17 protein-coding genes are annotated in these 16,102 nt (G+C 51.3%); 4 read left to right on the plus strand and 13 right to left on the minus strand.

Annotation, left to right across the window (positions count from 1 at the left end; translation table 11 throughout):
* Positions 1–435: 435 nt before the first annotated feature.
* Genes KXG62_RS27790 through KXG62_RS27800 form a run of 3 tightly spaced genes read right to left on the minus strand, consistent with a single transcriptional unit; the run spans position 436 to position 2,403 of the window.
* The gene (locus KXG62_RS27790; protein ID WP_218095291.1) at positions 436–1,026 is read right to left on the minus strand and encodes a cytochrome c oxidase subunit II; all 591 of its coding nucleotides are present in this window, start codon (positions 1,024–1,026) and stop codon (positions 436–438) included.
* 46 nt (positions 1,027–1,072) lie between these two features.
* On the minus strand, positions 1,073–1,549 hold the full coding sequence (locus KXG62_RS27795) for a GNAT family N-acetyltransferase (RefSeq protein ID WP_218095292.1): 477 nt from the start codon (positions 1,547–1,549) through the stop codon (positions 1,073–1,075).
* A 50-nt stretch (positions 1,550–1,599) separates the two neighbouring features.
* A complete protein-coding gene (locus tag KXG62_RS27800) occupies positions 1,600–2,403 on the minus strand; it encodes a helix-turn-helix domain-containing protein (RefSeq protein WP_246627670.1) in 804 nt (267 codons plus the stop codon).
* Between the two features lie 280 nt (positions 2,404–2,683).
* Here KXG62_RS27800 and KXG62_RS27805 point away from each other — a divergent pair, with 280 nt between their 5' ends.
* Positions 2,684–3,709, plus strand: coding sequence for an aldo/keto reductase (locus tag KXG62_RS27805; protein ID WP_218095294.1), 1,026 nt, complete (start codon positions 2,684–2,686; stop codon positions 3,707–3,709).
* A 504-nt stretch (positions 3,710–4,213) separates the two neighbouring features.
* Positions 4,214–4,819, plus strand: coding sequence for a TetR/AcrR family transcriptional regulator (locus KXG62_RS27810; protein ID WP_218095295.1), 606 nt, complete (start codon positions 4,214–4,216; stop codon positions 4,817–4,819).
* 127 nt (positions 4,820–4,946) lie between these two features.
* Here KXG62_RS27810 and KXG62_RS27815 read toward each other — a convergent pair whose 3' ends face one another.
* Positions 4,947–5,309 (minus strand): winged helix-turn-helix transcriptional regulator, encoded by a 363-nt coding sequence (locus KXG62_RS27815; RefSeq protein WP_218095296.1) that lies wholly within the window; start codon positions 5,307–5,309, stop codon positions 4,947–4,949.
* Positions 5,310–5,447: 138 nt separating this feature from the next.
* Here KXG62_RS27815 and KXG62_RS27820 point away from each other — a divergent pair, with 138 nt between their 5' ends.
* Complete coding sequence (locus KXG62_RS27820) at positions 5,448–6,320, plus strand: alpha/beta fold hydrolase (RefSeq protein ID WP_218095297.1); 873 nt, start codon at positions 5,448–5,450, stop codon at positions 6,318–6,320.
* A gap of 14 nt (positions 6,321–6,334) precedes the next feature.
* Complete coding sequence (locus KXG62_RS27825) at positions 6,335–6,856, plus strand: dihydrofolate reductase family protein (RefSeq protein ID WP_218095298.1); 522 nt, start codon at positions 6,335–6,337, stop codon at positions 6,854–6,856.
* A 700-nt stretch (positions 6,857–7,556) separates the two neighbouring features.
* On the opposite strand, the gene KXG62_RS27830 is transcribed toward KXG62_RS27825, so the two are convergent.
* From KXG62_RS27830 to KXG62_RS27870, 9 genes are all read right to left on the minus strand, one after another.
* Positions 7,557–7,793: a DUF6953 family protein gene (locus KXG62_RS27830; RefSeq protein WP_425517383.1), complete on the minus strand. Its 237-nt coding sequence runs from the start codon at positions 7,791–7,793 to the stop codon at positions 7,557–7,559.
* 57 nt (positions 7,794–7,850) lie between these two features.
* Positions 7,851–8,462, minus strand: coding sequence for a DUF1648 domain-containing protein (locus tag KXG62_RS27835; RefSeq protein WP_218095299.1), 612 nt, complete (start codon positions 8,460–8,462; stop codon positions 7,851–7,853).
* Positions 8,463–8,467: 5 nt separating this feature from the next.
* Positions 8,468–8,731, minus strand: coding sequence for an autorepressor SdpR family transcription factor (locus KXG62_RS27840; RefSeq protein WP_218095325.1), 264 nt, complete (start codon positions 8,729–8,731; stop codon positions 8,468–8,470).
* A 202-nt stretch (positions 8,732–8,933) separates the two neighbouring features.
* Positions 8,934–10,811, minus strand: a complete 1,878-nt coding sequence (locus KXG62_RS27845) for an FAD-dependent oxidoreductase (protein WP_218095300.1) — start codon at positions 10,809–10,811, stop codon at positions 8,934–8,936.
* Positions 10,808–11,635 carry an FAD-dependent oxidoreductase gene (locus KXG62_RS27850; RefSeq protein ID WP_218095301.1) on the minus strand — a complete coding sequence of 276 codons (828 nt, stop codon included), beginning with the start codon at positions 11,633–11,635 and terminating at the stop codon, positions 10,808–10,810. The genes KXG62_RS27845 and KXG62_RS27850 overlap by 4 nt, the downstream gene beginning before the upstream one ends.
* 59 nt (positions 11,636–11,694) lie before the next feature.
* Positions 11,695–12,522 (minus strand): AraC family transcriptional regulator, encoded by an 828-nt coding sequence (locus KXG62_RS27855; RefSeq protein WP_218095302.1) that lies wholly within the window; start codon positions 12,520–12,522, stop codon positions 11,695–11,697.
* Between the two features lie 219 nt (positions 12,523–12,741).
* Positions 12,742–14,076: an ABC transporter substrate-binding protein gene (locus KXG62_RS27860; RefSeq protein ID WP_218095303.1), complete on the minus strand. Its 1,335-nt coding sequence runs from the start codon at positions 14,074–14,076 to the stop codon at positions 12,742–12,744.
* Positions 14,077–14,430: 354 nt separating this feature from the next.
* Positions 14,431–14,583 (minus strand): hypothetical protein, encoded by a 153-nt coding sequence (locus tag KXG62_RS27865; RefSeq protein WP_218095304.1) that lies wholly within the window; start codon positions 14,581–14,583, stop codon positions 14,431–14,433.
* A 44-nt stretch (positions 14,584–14,627) separates the two neighbouring features.
* Complete coding sequence (locus KXG62_RS27870) at positions 14,628–15,938, minus strand: extracellular solute-binding protein (RefSeq protein WP_218095305.1); 1,311 nt, start codon at positions 15,936–15,938, stop codon at positions 14,628–14,630.
* Between the last annotated feature and the right edge of the window lie 164 nt (positions 15,939–16,102).

Here is a 16,102-nt window from a genome sequence, read left to right on the forward strand (position 1 = left end):
TTGTGTAGACATCTTGCAACTTCCACGCAGCCGCATTTTTTATGTGTAACAACACCCAGCATACGCTCAAGCAGAATCCAGATCTTACGCTAAAAACGGCTTTCCCCTCACCACCTCTGGAACTCGCTTTTCAATGTAACCCGTTACATTGAAGATTAAAAAAATAACTCATGTTAGTGTTTATTAATGGACTTTGTTCACCACCTCCGATAAATATATGTAACCCTTTACATTATAACCGCTCTTTTATGCTGCGACAATATGTACTTTGACGGTTTATTACGATTTAATAATCTCTTTACGAAAGCGGATGCTTCGATTTGAACGTAGCTTCGATGTCCGATGTATTTTATGTAACGGTTTACATGAATTAAACGAAAGCCATCATACATGCTGCATGCGAAAGGGACTACACTCGTGGATCACAAAAGAGCGCTAGTGCAACGCGATTCCGAATCCCACACTCAAAAGGAGCACGGCGACCAGACCTAACATAATTCCCAATGCCAACGATTTAAGCGTAAACCAGCGGAATTGCCCCGGCTCTGTACGATCGATTTTGTGAATGCGGTATAGGATCGCCGCGTTGCTCAATAAGATAAAGATTAAAACTAGAGCAGCCATAATCGTCCATAACCCAGACACATCCCGGATTTGCATGGGATCGTCATCCCTTATGCGAGTAAAGGCCACTAGTTGATTCACAAGTAAGAACGTAAAGCCAAATAGTCTAACGATCCGCCCTTTTCGATCATGATTCTTGCCTAACTTTTCCCGTTCATATTCCGCAATTTCACGCATAAATCGGGGACCGTGCATGAAGAGCAGATGCTTCGGAAAAAAGAGGCTCCAACATTCAAAAAGCAACACGACCCCATATAAAAAAACGCCTATCAGGTAAGTATCCGAACGCGACGGCTCTAGAACAAGTAAGAGACCGCCGGTTAACGGGATAATGATGCAAACACATGCATTGATGAAAATGATTTGTTTCACGCGCAACGATTTTAGTCTACTCGTGTCCATGGCTAGCACACTCCTATCCGATTCCATACGTTTCTTTAAGCTATCGTTACCCGATAAGTTCTTTTACAAAGAGGACTCGATCTTGTCCTATCCCATCGTAGTTCATTGTAACGGGTACACCATCAACCTCACCCGTTCCTTTTTCAATCTGGAATCCCATACGTGTGTGAAAAGCTATTGATGTTTTGTTAATCGGAGATGTGACGCAACGAACTACGTTACATCCCTTCTCCCGAATCTTCTCGAAGAACATCTGATACAAATATTTCGCAACTCCGTCTTTCCTGCAATCAGGATGCACGCCAATAAAGTGAACGTATGCTTCAGTCGGAATGCTTTGCGAGACAAGACCGATTAAGAAGCCGATGATTTGACCATCTTGTTCGGCTACAAAACTTGTGTCTTGAAAATGTTGAAAGAATAGCTTGGGCAGCATGTCGGCCATATGTCGACCGCCCCACCAATTATCTATAATTGAAATGACCGGTATGTAATCGAGTTCACGTACATTTCTGAAGTCCATAAAATGGATAAACCTCCTCGAAGGAATCTGTCTCAAACTATCGACTGGAACTAACGAATGGCAAGCACAAATTCGCGCGGGGTGACTCCGAGCAGCCGTTTGAAGTGCCGGTGCAGGTGGCTTTGATCACTGAACCCGAGTATGGCAGCGACCTCGTGAGCCGGCATCCCGCCGATCAGCAGCTTTTGCGCCCTGCGAATTTTTTCCTGAATCACATACTGATGAGGAGTCAGACCCGTAGCGTCCTTGAACAGCCTCACCAGATGGGAGGGGCTCACATGAGAGGCGGCGGCAATCTCGTCCAGGGACAAATTTCGATCCAAGTAAGCGTGTATATACTGAAGAGTGCCGTCCAGCTGGCGCCGATCGATCCGCTGTGGCAGCGCTCTCCGGTGCCCGGAGGGCGTGCCGTAGCGGTGCAGCAAATGAACGGTCAGCATCCGCGTCAGCGAATCGGTGTACAGCCGTCCGCCCAGCCCGCCACTCTGCACATCCTCTCTCAGCCACTGAACCATCTGTACGATCCGCTCGTCGCTCAACCGAATAGATCTGCCGAAGTCGATGGCGTCTCCGGTATTGAAAAGCTCCAGCTCAGCGGCGACTTGATCGGTGAGTCTTGTGGAAAGATCGAGGCGCACAAACGAAAGCTCCCCTTCCCATCTGCAATAGGACAGATCGCCTGCTGAAAATATATTAATATCTCCCGGTTTCGCTACCCCTTCTCCCCGGTACCCGTCCGCCCGCTCAAACACTTTCACCGGCTGCGGGGTCCCATGGATGACAATCAGATGGCTCTGCAAGGCCGGTTCGAACGCCTCCTGCGGAGAAACGCTTTCCCACCCCCACAGCTTCAAATCAGACCATCCTAAAGATTCACTTGATACGACAGGAACATCCGGCACTGCACGATTCTCCCTTCATCCCTACGCAACCGCCAAACGCCATGATCGTTCACGGTTCGCATCCTTTTACATTCAGTTTATCCTAATAATGGGACCCAGACAACGCGGTCCTCCCCTCCTATGCGCATTTTGTTCAAAATCGCGGTCATATTGTTCAAGTACTAAATCCCTGCCGTTATATATACTGAGATCATGAAATTCAATAAACAAACCACATGGGAGGCTGGAAAATATGAAGTATACACAATTGGGCCGTTCCGGATTGCTCGTATCGAAGCTCGCATTCGGGGCGATGACGTTCGGGTCCGGGAACATTCCGAGCGTTTACAAGGTAGGGCAGGATCACGCTCAGGAGCTGGTCAACCATGCGCTTGCCGCAGGCATTAACTTCTTCGATACGGCCAATGCTTATGCGGACGGTCTAAGCGAGGAAATACTCGGCCGTCTGCTCGGATCGCGCCGGAAGGAAGTCGTCATTGCGACCAAGGCCGGCATGCGGATGGGACCGGAGCTTGTGCAAGCCGGGCTGTCCCGCAAGCATTTGTTCGATGCGTGCGAGGCGAGTTTGATTCGCTTGGGGACGGATTATATCGATTTGTACATCGTTCATAAAACCGACCCGTTCACACCGCTCGAAGAGACGCTGGAGGCACTGAACGATCTAGTTCGGCAAGGCAAGGTGCGGTACATCGGCTATTCGAACTGGCCGGCTTGGCTGGCCGCCCAAGCTGTTCAGATGCAGCGAGAACGCGGGTGGGCCCCCTTCATCAACGGACAAATGTACTATTCGCTGATCGGCCGCGACATCGAGCACGATACGGTGCCTTTCATGCAAAACGGCGGTGTCGGCTTAACCGTATGGGGTCCGCTGGCCGGCGGGTTCTTGAGCGGCAAATATACTCGTCATCATTTGATCGATCCGGAACATCGGCTGAGCGGGTTTGATTTTTTACCGCATGACAAGGAGTGGGGTTTTAAGGTGATGGATACGGTGAAAGATATTGCTCACACGCACGACGCAACGCCGGCGCAGGTCTCGCTCGCATGGCTGCTTGCGCAGCCTCACGTCAGCAGCGTGCTCGTCGGCTCGAGCAAGTTGAGCCAGCTCGAAGACAATTTGAACGCGTCAGGGCTGCAGCTGACGGTGCAGGAAATCGCGACGCTGGATGAACTGACGCGCCCTGCGCCGCTGTACCCGAACTGGTTTGCAACGAAGCTGCTGGACGTTCAGGCCGCTCAGGCGCTTGACGTCCGGTGAAAAAGCAGCAGCAAGCACCCGTTACGACGGGGCTTTCCGCTTTTATGCAGGGAGCCGGACTACAAGAATAAATGTGCACTCCTTCGGAACCTCGGAGCTCCACGGTTTTCCTGCAGCGCTGCGCCGATGTTGAAACCTAATCTTTACCGGTCAACAGCCGCCTCCCGAACTGCAGGCGTGCTTCAAGTTCGATCATAAACTTGCAATCTTCGCAGCAATGCATTCCTTTCATGTTTCGCTTCACATGGCCGTAAGCTTGAGTCCCCTCAAGGACATAAAACGCCTTTTTACAAATATAACAGCTCGAATGCATACGAAATCCTCCGTTGGATTGGTCCTGCACCGAAATCCCCCTCTCGCCGATCACGACAAGTTCCCGTACAGACAAGTTCCCATACCATTGACGGAATAAACGCAATGCGTTATAACCAAATAAGCATCTAAATAACACACTGTGTTTTTTATTTTAGTACAGTGTATTAAATAAGGCAAGGGGGGGTATCGTTGCCGAAAATCGTGGACCATGAACAAAAAAGGAAGCTGATCGCCGAATCGGCGTGGAGGATTATCGAAGAAAAAGGAATCGAGCATGCGTCAATCCGCGCTATCGCCGCTTCGGCGGGGGTGTCGCCCGGTGCCTTGCGGCATTATTTTTCAACGCAGGACGAGCTGTTGCTGTTTATCGTGGATTACTTTTTGACAAGGGCAGCACACAAGGCAGAGGGGCTGGATATAAGCTGTATTCCGATAAAAGCCGCGAAAGAAATACTTTTAGAGCTACTCCCTATGGATTCGGAAAAACGAACTGCAACAGGCGTCTGGTGGGTATTCGCCATTCGTTCCCTCTCAAGCTCGACGTTGCGAGTTAAAAAAGACGAGCTCACGGACGGACTTCACCATCTGACTAAAACGGTCCTCGGCCTTCTGCGTAGTGCTGAGCTTCTTCCCCCGTCGATAGATATAGAGCTCGAAACGCTTAGACTGGCCGCAGTCGTCGAAGGCTTGACGATCCTCGCACTGCTTCGACCGGAGCTATACACACCAGAGACGATGGAGCAAATCGTCATCCTCCACCTCCGGGAGCTTTGCATGCGCAAAACGGATGAATAAGCAAGTAGAAGCAGGCCACACGTCGCCTGACTCTATGACCTGACCGGAGCTTTTACTTGTGGTACGGATCTCCGCGCTGTCTGTAACGGCAAGTTTTGAAAAAGGCCATCCTTCTGCAGGATGGCCTTCACTGTTCCCTCTCTGCCTCTTGATCTTTCTCGATCGTCTTATTCCGCAGATATGCGCCATGCTCCTGAGTCCACGTCCACATCGCTTCAAAAATCGGCTGCAGCGCCTTCCCGCTCTCGGTAAGGTCATATTCGACATGTAACGGTACGCCTGGATAAAGAGTACGCGTGACGATTCCTTTTTCCTCTAACAGTCGCAAGCGATCTGTCAAAGTTTTCGGACTAATCGGTTGCAGCTTACGACGTAACTCGCCAAAACGTCGATTCCCGTTGAACAGTTCGAATAGGAGAAGAAGCATCCACTTCCCATCCAAGATTTCCAGGATAGGCTCAACAGTACCAGGGCAAGATCGATCCATCATTTTGACCACTCCATAGTTCATTTTTTGAAACTATTGCACTTAAATGTAACTACTTTTCAAATGTAGCATAGATCAATTAAGATGTGAAGCAAGGGCGGGAAAACATGCTGGGCATTTCGTTAGGAAGGAGGGATCAACTTGAATAGACCGTTTGAATTAGACCCTGCGGAGTACCCGTTCACCGACCGGTGGCTGCCTTACCGTAACGGGTATATCCATTACGTCGACGAAGGGCAGGGCCCGGCAGTTCTTCTCCTGCACGGCAACCCTACATGGTCTTATCTTTATCGCAACGTAATTAAGGAGCTTCGTACGGAGTTCCGCCTTATCGCTCCGGACTACCCCGGATTCGGGATGTCGAAGGCGCCTGACGGCTACCGCTTTACGCCACAGGAGCATTCGGAAGCCATTCAGGATATCATTCGCCTTCTGGATTTGAAAGATTTTATATTAGTCGTTCAGGATTGGGGAGGTCCGATCGGCCTGAACTACGCAGTACGGCATCGAGAAAACTTACGCGGCATCGTCGTAATGAATACTTGGGCATGGCCTGCGAAAATATTGCCGATGAAATTGTTCTCGCTCGCCATGGGGGGCTGGCCTATCGGGTACTGGCTTCAGAAACAACGTAATTTTTTCGCCAAAGTCATTGTACCGCACGGAATATATCATACCGAGAAAGTCACGGATCGTTTGCGCAAAGCTTATACCGACCCATTCCCGACTCCGAAGTCCAGGATTCCGACATGGGTATTTCCAAGGTATATCCGCAAAGCACGAATGTGGCTAGCCGAAATTGAGTCGAAGCTGTCGAATTTGTCCGAATTGCCCGCACAGATTGTGTGGGGAACGAAAGATAGTGCCGGCTTCCCGCTCGAACAGATGGCCAAATGGCAGAAATATTTGCCGATGAACGAAACCGAAATTCTAGAAGATGCCTCACACTACGTTCAGGAGGATCGTCCGGATCGGGTGGCAGCAGCTATCCGAAAATTATCGAATCGAATATGAAGAGGAGTAAGACTATGAAAACCATTCTATGGGCAACCTTAACCGCAAATGGCAATTATGCACAATCCAGCCCCGAAAATCCGCCGAGAAAAGAAGCGTTGGACGACTTCATTACACACGCCAAAGCTGCAGGAAATTTCATTGTCGGGCGTCGGACCTTCGAAGGAATGCGTGGCAGCGGTGGACCAGGGCCCTTTGCCGATATCGATATCGTTGTTGTTTCTAAGAGCGCCTCGGAAATCCCGGGCGTAAAGGTTGTGAGATCGCCAGAGGAAGCCTTGGATTACCTGCAGGAGAAGGGCCATCAGACCGCCCTAATTAGCGGCGGTGCGGATATCCACAATTCATACCTGGGTCAAGGACTTGTAGACGAAGTGATTTTCAACGTAGCACCCATATTGGAAGGCAGAGGGTTAAATCTCTTGATCGACAAAGACAACTATCGATTTAAACAAGTACAACTGTTGGACTGTAAGCCCCTCGGCAGCGGCGTCGTTCAACTACGCTATGCGATTGATCGAACTTTGTCCCGTTAACGAAACGCGGCTGCGGATCGATGCCGGCAGCCGCGTTTCAGTTGTTTATTAAACTCGTATCGAGAAAGTCAATTTGTTTTTTTATAAAAAACTTCAATTCCATCCTTTGGCAATGACCAGGTTCTTTTTACTATTAAAAAACCTATATAATAAACCCATTTCCTTCTTACGTTTGAGAGTGAGTTTTACACCTTCGATCAATAGTTTTGATCTTAATTCGTCACGACGATTTAGCGTGTGCAGCCTCTTTATGAACTGCTCGTCCATATAGACCATCTCCCCAAGTGTTTGTAATACAAACAGGAATTTCTGATTGTGACATAATTACATTATACCTTTGCATTGGAAAAAAGTTTGTCACATTGTAGATGAGCACAGCACTTCTATTGTCGAAAAAGAATAGGTAGTACAAGCAAGCGTGATTAACCTTTAGCATATGGCCCGAGCCCTCTTTCGCAGGAACGCAATAAAAAAAGAAGGATCGGTTTTTTCGACCAGTCCTTCTTCTCATTTGAGGTCCAACAAGGATAAATCCGGAAAGTACTATATTTCAAGCGATACTTATTTATTCACAGTTCCATAATGGATTCATTAGCGATTTTTATCCGGTAATATAGTTTCAGATCTTTTTTCCGTGAATGGCTACCCTAAATTCATTATGACCAAAGCGAAGTCGTTTTATACACGCCCCTGCAGCTTATCAAGTCCAACCCCAAAAGAAACCATCTCGCTCCCACGCGGCTCTTCCAGCATGCAACTTTTTAAAAGCTTTCTTTACATCCTTTGATATTGACTGATTTCCATTTTCGTTAATATAAATAAACGCTTCACCAAAATTTTTTATTATATAGTTAACCGCATCGGCTTGATACAAAATCCCAGATGATTTCAATTCAGATAACATCCATTCCGCAATTTCATTCACTTTAGTATCCAATTTGAACGCCCCTCATAAATAATTAATATTTTAACAGAATCGGCATAACTTTTGGATCTACATCCGCAAGTAGCGCACGAATGCGCCGAGCGTGACCACGATGAAAACCGCCAGAAGAACGCAGAAGGTAGGGAAAATGGCCGGGCCGGGCAGCGCGGCCAGCAGTACAAAGGCTATGCCCAGCACGAACATGAACCGGCCGATGAAGCGGGACGCCTTGCGCTGGATGTCAACGGGCAGCTTAGGCCAGTTCAGAGAGTTTTGCGGCAAACGGGGCATTAGATTGCCCATGATGAGGAAGACGAACCCAATGATCACGGTGGTCACCGTAGCCACGCGCAATTCATAGCCTAGATTGTAGGCGATCGTGAAGAGATGCACCGCGAGCAGCGTTGAGGATACGATCGCGGTGATCACGCCGATGCTCGCTTCCACGCGTAGGCGCTTGTTCGCGTCCTGTTCGAATTTGACGGCCATCATAACCGTCCAAGAAACCGCCAGAATAAGCGCCGGCAGCAGGAACGCGCCCACCGGCTTGGCGATCCAGCGGTCAGGCTGCTCGGAAATGTTGAAGTGAATCACCATCGACTCGGGCAGATCGGCATAAGCAAAGAGACTGGCCAAAGCGGCTACTGCGGCCGCAGCAATGGGGAAAATCCATTTTTTCATAGGAATCATCCTTTCGGTTGCTGTAGATTCAGAATCCATTTCAGTACATCCTGGAACACGGTCGTATTAAGGGAATAAACGATATGCTGCCCTCTTCGTTCGACCCATACGAGTTCCGCTTGCTTCAGCAGGTTGAGATGGTTCGAGATACTCGGCTTGGTAATGTCAAAATGCTCCGCTATTTCGCCGGCCGTCAGATCGCCTTCCTTCAGTAAATCGAGAATTTTGCGTCGGGTCGGGTCGGACAACGCTTTGAACGCATCGTTCAGCGGCATAAGCAATCCCTCCTTTCCAATCACTTATTTAGTTATTTAGATAATTTTCTAATTATTAATCATTAAACCGCAAATACGGCCGTTTGTCAATCCGAAAGCTTCAAAAACGGAGACCCCGAAGTGCATCATCCATCTTTACACCATGCACAAACGAACAAGGGCCAACCGGAGCAGCTTCTCCGATTGGCCCTTCTTATTACACCGCTGCACCCTTCCAGGCTTGCTGCTTCTTCACCGTCAGCTCGCGCACACGCGGGATCATCGAGTACTTGATGACACGGGAGCCCTTAAATGTCACGTTCAGCTCCAAGTCGGGGTCCGCCAGCCGCGCTTGCACCGCCTCTACAATGCTGTCCCGCAGCTCCGCATGCTTCTCAGCTATCCGGAACAGCGCCATCACCGTGTAGGAGAAGTATTGGAAATACAGCTCCTGCGGATTGGAGATGAACTCCCAGTTCCGCTCCTCCGTCTCCATCGCCGGCAGGGAGCTGGAATTATTCAGAATGCGGAGCAGCTCCGGCACGATGCCGGCATCACCCAGCTTGCCGAGCAGGTAGATCGCGGCATACCCGCGCACCTGGTTATACTTCCGGCTCGTGTACGGCACGAACATATCCCGTTCCCGTACCATCTCCCGCAGCACAGGAATGCAGGCGTCATCGCCGATCAGCCCGAGCGTCAGCGCGCTGTTCTTCCTCAGATGCTCCTCCTGTGAGGTCAGCCACTCAAGCAGCTGCGGCACGATGGCAGAATCCTGCCGCTTCGCAGACCATATCGCAATGCCCGCCTTCGTGCCGGACAAGCCCGCATGGATGTCCTCCACAGCCGTCAGCCACTTGCGCGTATGTAGCGCATCGGTCGCCGGCACGGAGCTGTCCTTGAACTCTACCCCAGCACCACGCTCCAGGCAGCCGGTCTCCTCGAGCAGCGGACGCAGCTCCGCGTAAGGAATATCCTTCATGGCATAGCCTTTCGTAATGCTGAGATAAGCCATCACCGCGGCCGCTTCACCAGTCTTTTGCATATCCCGCTTCATCCGGATGCAGCTGGCCAGCTCATGGTCGAGCGACATGCTGCGTCCCGCGATGACGAGCCCTTCCTTGCCTGCCGGGATGAGCACACCCTTCGGAATTGGAATCGTAAAGTTCAAGCCCCACAGACTCGCCACAACCGACCAATCCTGCTGCGCCTCGCTTTCGAAGGCGACGTCCTTGCTGTGATTATCCAGGTTCGAATAGGCGAAGAATAACGGCTCGCTCGTATACCGGTCTTGACTGAAGTCGCCGAAGGTGACCGTCTCTTCACCTACAATCAGGCGTCCTTCGCGAAGACCGAGCTGCGGCACAACCTTCAGCATGCGTCTGCCATCGCTGTAGGAAGGCTTGAGGTGTGTCTCCAGCAGCGCAGAACTTATGATCGCGGCCGACATCGCTTCCGGATCACCGGCATCCACATAGCCCGAATCTGTATAGTAGTGCTCCACCCGATTGTTGTTAAGCCACTGCACGACGTTGGAGTACGGCTGCACCTGTCCGTCGGTGTCCCGCCCTCGGCGTACCGCGCAATCGGCCAGCGCACATACTTCTGCTTCACCGGAAGCGTCAATGATGACCCGGCACGATGTACTTTGAACAGTGCCATCCGTCCCGACCCAACGCAGCCCCTTCACACGCTCATCCTCAAGATACACGCCCAGCACTACGGATTCGTACCGGAACACGACACCGGAAGCCGCAAGCGCCCGCTCCAGGACGATGCTCTTCGCATTCGCATTCACTCCGCTCGCCTTGAGGAACAACGCCTGCTCCAGCTCCGCTGTTTGCTGGTCGATCTCCTCATAGATTCCCCCGCGTGTGCCGAAGTAGTATCCCGTAACGCCACCCAGCGTCCCGACACCGCCCATCCCGTGCATCCGTTCGATGCCGAGCACCTTCAGCCTCAGCTGTCCCGCCCGTAGTGCAGCGAGCGCCCCCGCAGTACCGAGACCGACCACGATGACATCGTAATCCTCGTCAAACGAAGACTCACAGCTCCTCTGCTTCACGTTCCCGTTCCAACGCTCTGACAAGATCATGCCGTCCGCACCCCCATTGCGCTTTGTAGTCCAGCCTCGAAGGCCGCCACCGGATCACGATACCGGGCTGTTGGACGCCACTCCCAACGATCGGCGATGTCGATCCCGGTACCCGCCTCGACCTCCACATCGAAGCCATCGGCGATCGTGGCGAGCTGCCACGGACGCAGCGCTTCCGGCCGTTTCGCCCAATGCGCCAGCAAGCGCTCCCGTGCTGATGCCCAATCGTCTTCCGCTTCCAGCGCTGCACTAGTAATCCACTCGGTCGCGAACCGTCCCCCATGCACCGGATAACCGTCGCAATCCGGGGGCTGCTGTTCCGGAGCACTCGAGTTATGGATGACTGCATTCAGCCGCCGTTTCCCTAGATAGCCCGCTGCCGCTTGGGGCGCCGTCTCACAGAAGTTAGTCGTATCGACAATACGTCCGGCGAGCACCGTAGATAAGCCAGCCGCGTCGATCCAAGTGACCCGATAATCCCCGGAAGGATCCGCCGCCACCTCAATAATGCGAGTCAAAAACCGAACCTCCAGCTGCTCCTTCTGAATAACCTGGTGCAGGATCGGCACGAAAGCCGGCCAGTGTATACCACCTTCAGCCGAAATTATATTTCTGCCGTCTGCTTCCTGGCGAAGCGCCTCGGCCCTAGGCGACACCGCGAGCGTACGGTCGATAACAGCCTGCCGGTAGGTGGCCGTAAACTCCACACCGACACCGCCCGTCCGTTCAATCAATACGGCGCGGTTCCCCGCTGCACTTGCTATCCCAAGTCCTTCGAACGTCGCGCCTGCGATCAGGACATCATATCTTTTCAACGCACTCATCAGCGCACCTTCTTTCTTCAAGATGGTATAAGCTTCTTGCAGCTACCATGTTCACGACATCAGCCGCCACGGTATTCCCGCGGCGCCATGCCTGTAATCTTCGTAAACACCCTGGTGAAGTACAGCGGATCGTTATACCCTACCGCCTTAGCCACTTCATTAATCGGCTTGGAGGTACTGGTCAGCATGGATTTCGCCTGATCAATCCGCACCTTCTCCACGAACTGCAGCGGACTGATGCCGACCGCATTCTTGAACAGCGCGGAATAATGACTCACCGACATGGACGTTTGTTTGGCCAAAATCGTACGATTCAGCTCCTCCGCATAATGCTGCCGGATATAACGGACGCTGTCCTCCATTTGCCGGTACGACTTCTCCTGCTCCGTCTGCTCAGCGATCACCACGTTGCAGAGCGAATCCATCAGTTCGAACAAGCCCAGCTTCACCTGCCATTCATAGCCCGTCACCTTCGAGTGCCAGCTGTCATACAGCTCCGAGGCCTGCTTGTGCAGCGCGAATGTCGGCATCGTCAGCACCCGCTTGAAGGGCAGCGGCATATGTGTAATCGTGCTCTGGCATTCGCTCCCCTCCCACTGAATGTTGAGCTGATGGAATTGAACGCCATAATAGTGAAGCGTATTGTGGGCCGTCGTGCTGATGTCCATCCACATCCCCGGGTTGACATGGAAGACACAGCCCGGCTTCAGTTCGAACCGCTCTCCGTTCAGAACAAGCACACCATCGCCTTTATAGACAAAGACAAGATTAAATACATTCGTCACAGGACGTTCGACGCGGTAATGATGAAGCTCCCAGTAAGCCGCTTCCCGATGAGTGACATCCAAGATTCTAGGGTAAAAATGATGCAGAAACTCCTTCTCCATAGCTCCCTCCAGTCCGCTGTGCACCGCAGCATCCGGCGAATGATCCCAGCACAATCGTATGCTGATAAATTCAATATACTCCCTTGCCAATCCGCAGTAAATTCAAGATCGTCCGGAACATATGGATAATCGTCTTACATTTCAATGTGCCTATTCGAACGGCGGAAACAGCCCTGGCGGCGGCTACCTGCCGTCCAGCCAAGGCTCCATCCCGTGAGCTTACTTATTCTTCGCTGTCGAGATTGCTTGATTAATTTTCTCGTCCGCCTGTCTTAACGCCGTGTTCACATCCGTGCTGTTCTTGATCATGGCAGCGAACTCACTCTGCACAATGGAAGACGCATTCACGAGCGGAGCCAGCTTCTCGTTCGCCGGCGGGATCGGAGCGAATTTGTTATAATACAATGACTTGAAATTTTTATCCTTGAACAGCTTATGGTTGCTTCCCAGCGTAGCGCGAATCTTCTCATCATTCAGCACCGTCGGACGGGCTTCCTTATTCGCCTGCAGCTGGACATCGTCCGAGAGCAGCTCGACGACGGCTTTGAACGCTTGGTCCGCTTGCTTATTCGCATTGCTTATGAAGTAATAGATCGTATTCGGCTGGTATCCGACCTTCGGCAGATCAGAAAACGTCGGAGCCGATACCAAATCCCAATCGAGATCCGGATCGGATTCGAATCGGCCGTAGCCGGACAACGGCGCCATGACCATCGCCATATTCCGGTTTTTCTGGAACGCCGTCAGCTCCTTATCCGCGCTCAAATCCTCCGTAGGCTTATTGCCCGGAATATCGTAGAACGATTTGTAGGTCTGCAGCAGCTTCTGGAACAATGGCCCGTTGACTGCGCTTTTGTCTTCCTTCGGATTGAGGAATGGGGCAGACAACTGATTCTCCGTCAGCATGTTGCTGTAGAAGAAGCCCATTCCCCGGTACTGCGTCCCGTTATCCACCCGGGTCATCGTCGTCGCCAGCTTCAGCACTTCATCCCAGGTCATCCCGTCCGTAGGGAACGGCACCCCGAACTTCTTGAATACATCCTTATTGTAAAAAAGAACGACCCCATTCGTATACTTCGGCAAGCCGTAGATGGCCCCCTTGCTTGTTGCGTTCTTCAGCGATTCGATCGTTGACGGCTCAATGCGGTTCAGATTGAAGTTGTATTTCTTGATCAGCTCCGTCAAGTCATATTCCAGGCTGAGCGGAATTAAAGCGCTGTACATGCCTCCGATCGAGGTGATCGTAATATCCGGCGCCTGACCGGCGACCATCATCTTATCCAGCGTCGTTTCTTTCCCATCGATGATATACTTCACTTTGTAGTTGGGGTATTTCGCTTGAATCGGTGCGGCAATCGTCCTGTCGAATTCATCTTGGGTGATGGATGGAACCTTGGAGAGGACGACGAGATCGGCCGACTCCGTCTTGTCATTCACAACAGGCTTCGCAGTCTCGGCTGTCGGCGCCGTTCCTCCGCTATTGCAAGCGGTTACAAAAATGAATGCCGCTGCCGACATCAGGAGCCCGAATGTTCTCTTTCTATTTCTATCCATACCAATCCCCCCAAGTGTTTAGATGGAAAATCGTAGGAACTGAAAGCGCTATCGAATCTAATTATACGCCTTCCATAATGGGAGTAAATGGAGAAAGCATTGAATAATATGGATAATCGTCTGAACAAATTTACGGTACTTTACAGCAGAATTTATCGGGAGTGGCCTGCCCCTGATTGCCAATCTATCTGACCGTCAACAAAGAACAGGATCGAAAGAAGGGAACGAGAAAAGGACGGAAGCAGATTCCGAAGGAAATGCCTGCCGTATCCCCCCTGGTCATGAAAAAACTGCCAGTTAACGTAACGCGGCTGCCGATACATGTCGGCAGCCGCGTCGAACGTTTTTATTTAGCTATTGATAGGGACCGTTACCGAGACCCGCGAGGAGCGGATCGTCCGTACGCCGCATCCAGCTTTCCAGCCGCTTGGCCAGATTGGCGGCAATGCTGGCATAGGCAGGTTCGTCGATCATGTTCTTGCGTTCTACTTTGCCCAGCTTGTTCATAGAGTCGATATTTTCCTTCTCGGCGTCAGCGGTGCATTATCCGGTTATTTGGTTTGCTTGGCCGTTTCGATATTCTTATTAATCTGATCCTCGAATTCCCTTAGAGCCGTATTGACGTCGGTTTTCTTATTGACCATGTTCGTGAACGCCACACCCAAGTCAACGTTGACATTCGTCAGCTTCGGATCGCGCAGTGGCGACGGCGGTGCGTCCTTGTAGAAATAAAACGCGTTCGTATTTTTGCCCTTCAACTCCGGTACGTCCTGGCCGAACACTTTCTTGACCGCGCTGCTGGCGAGCGGAGTGCCGACCCCTTGCTTGGCGAGCAAGGACTGCACCTCTTCGGATAACAAATAGGATACGACCTGGAACGCCTGATCCTTGTATTTGGAGTTTTGCGTAAGGAATAGAGCGAGCGTGGCGGGCTTGAGGCCTATATTCGGCTTTTCTTTTAACGTCGGGAGGGAAACGACATCCCAGTTCATGCCCGGATTCACCTTGGCCCAGTTGATCATGATCGGGTGGCTTTCCAGCGCCATCGCTACATTGCCTTTACTGACTTCGGAGGCTGCAACCATTTTGTTGCTCGGAATTTCATAGAACCGCTTCAAATTTTCGAACAGGGTTTTCCAGCCGTCCGTGTTGACGGTCGCTTTATCCTCCTTCGGGTCAAGCGGGCTGAGCGAAAGCTGGTTATTCAGCATCATATTGTTCGGCGTCGTTTCGAAGCCGATATACGTGGTACCTTGGTCCTCGCGCGAAGTTTTTACGGCCAAATTGTAAATGTCGTCCCATGTCATGCCGTCTTTCGGATAATCGATCGCGAACTTGTCGAACAGGTCTTTATTGTAGTAAAGGGCGTACCGGTTCATGGTGAACGGCAATCCGTACAGCTTTCCTTCCGTATTGGAAAATTGTGTTTGCTGCAGTACGGCCGTCTCGAACTGTTGAAGATTAAAATTGTATTTTTTCACCAATTCCTGCATGTCGTACTGGAAACCATTCTCGATAATCCGGCTGACCATGAAGCTGGCGGATTCATAAATAATGTCCGGCAGCGTCCCCGCTGCAATCAGATCCTTGTAGTCCTGTTTGTCTCCGCGATTAATAATATTCAGCGTAATATAGGGAAATCTTTTCTTTAGCGCTTCCGTAATGCCCAAGGTGTCGAAATTCAAGGCGCCGGGCTGTCCGTTGTAAAACGTCAACGTAATCGGATCGGTAATCTCCTTCGCGGTCGGATTCGCACTTGTCCCCGTTCCGTCGTTCGCGTCTTTACCTCCGCTGCTGCAGCCGGCCGCAAGCATCGTCACAAGTAACAGCAGTACGACTGCCAAATTCCATTTTTTCACCATGACCATAGACCTCCGTTTTTTTATGTTTGTTCCCTTTCGTGTGCCGAGTATTCGCCTGATTGCGCTTACATTTCAAGCCGGTTTTAAGCGTATGGAGCGGGTGAAGCCGACGGCGCTGCTCAGTGCGACGGAGACAAACCTGGCTTGGACCATTTTGTGAAGGA

The sequence above is a fragment of the Paenibacillus solanacearum genome (genome assembly GCF_910593845.1).
Classification (GTDB): Bacteria; Bacillota; Bacilli; order Paenibacillales; family NBRC-103111; genus Paenibacillus_G; species Paenibacillus_G solanacearum.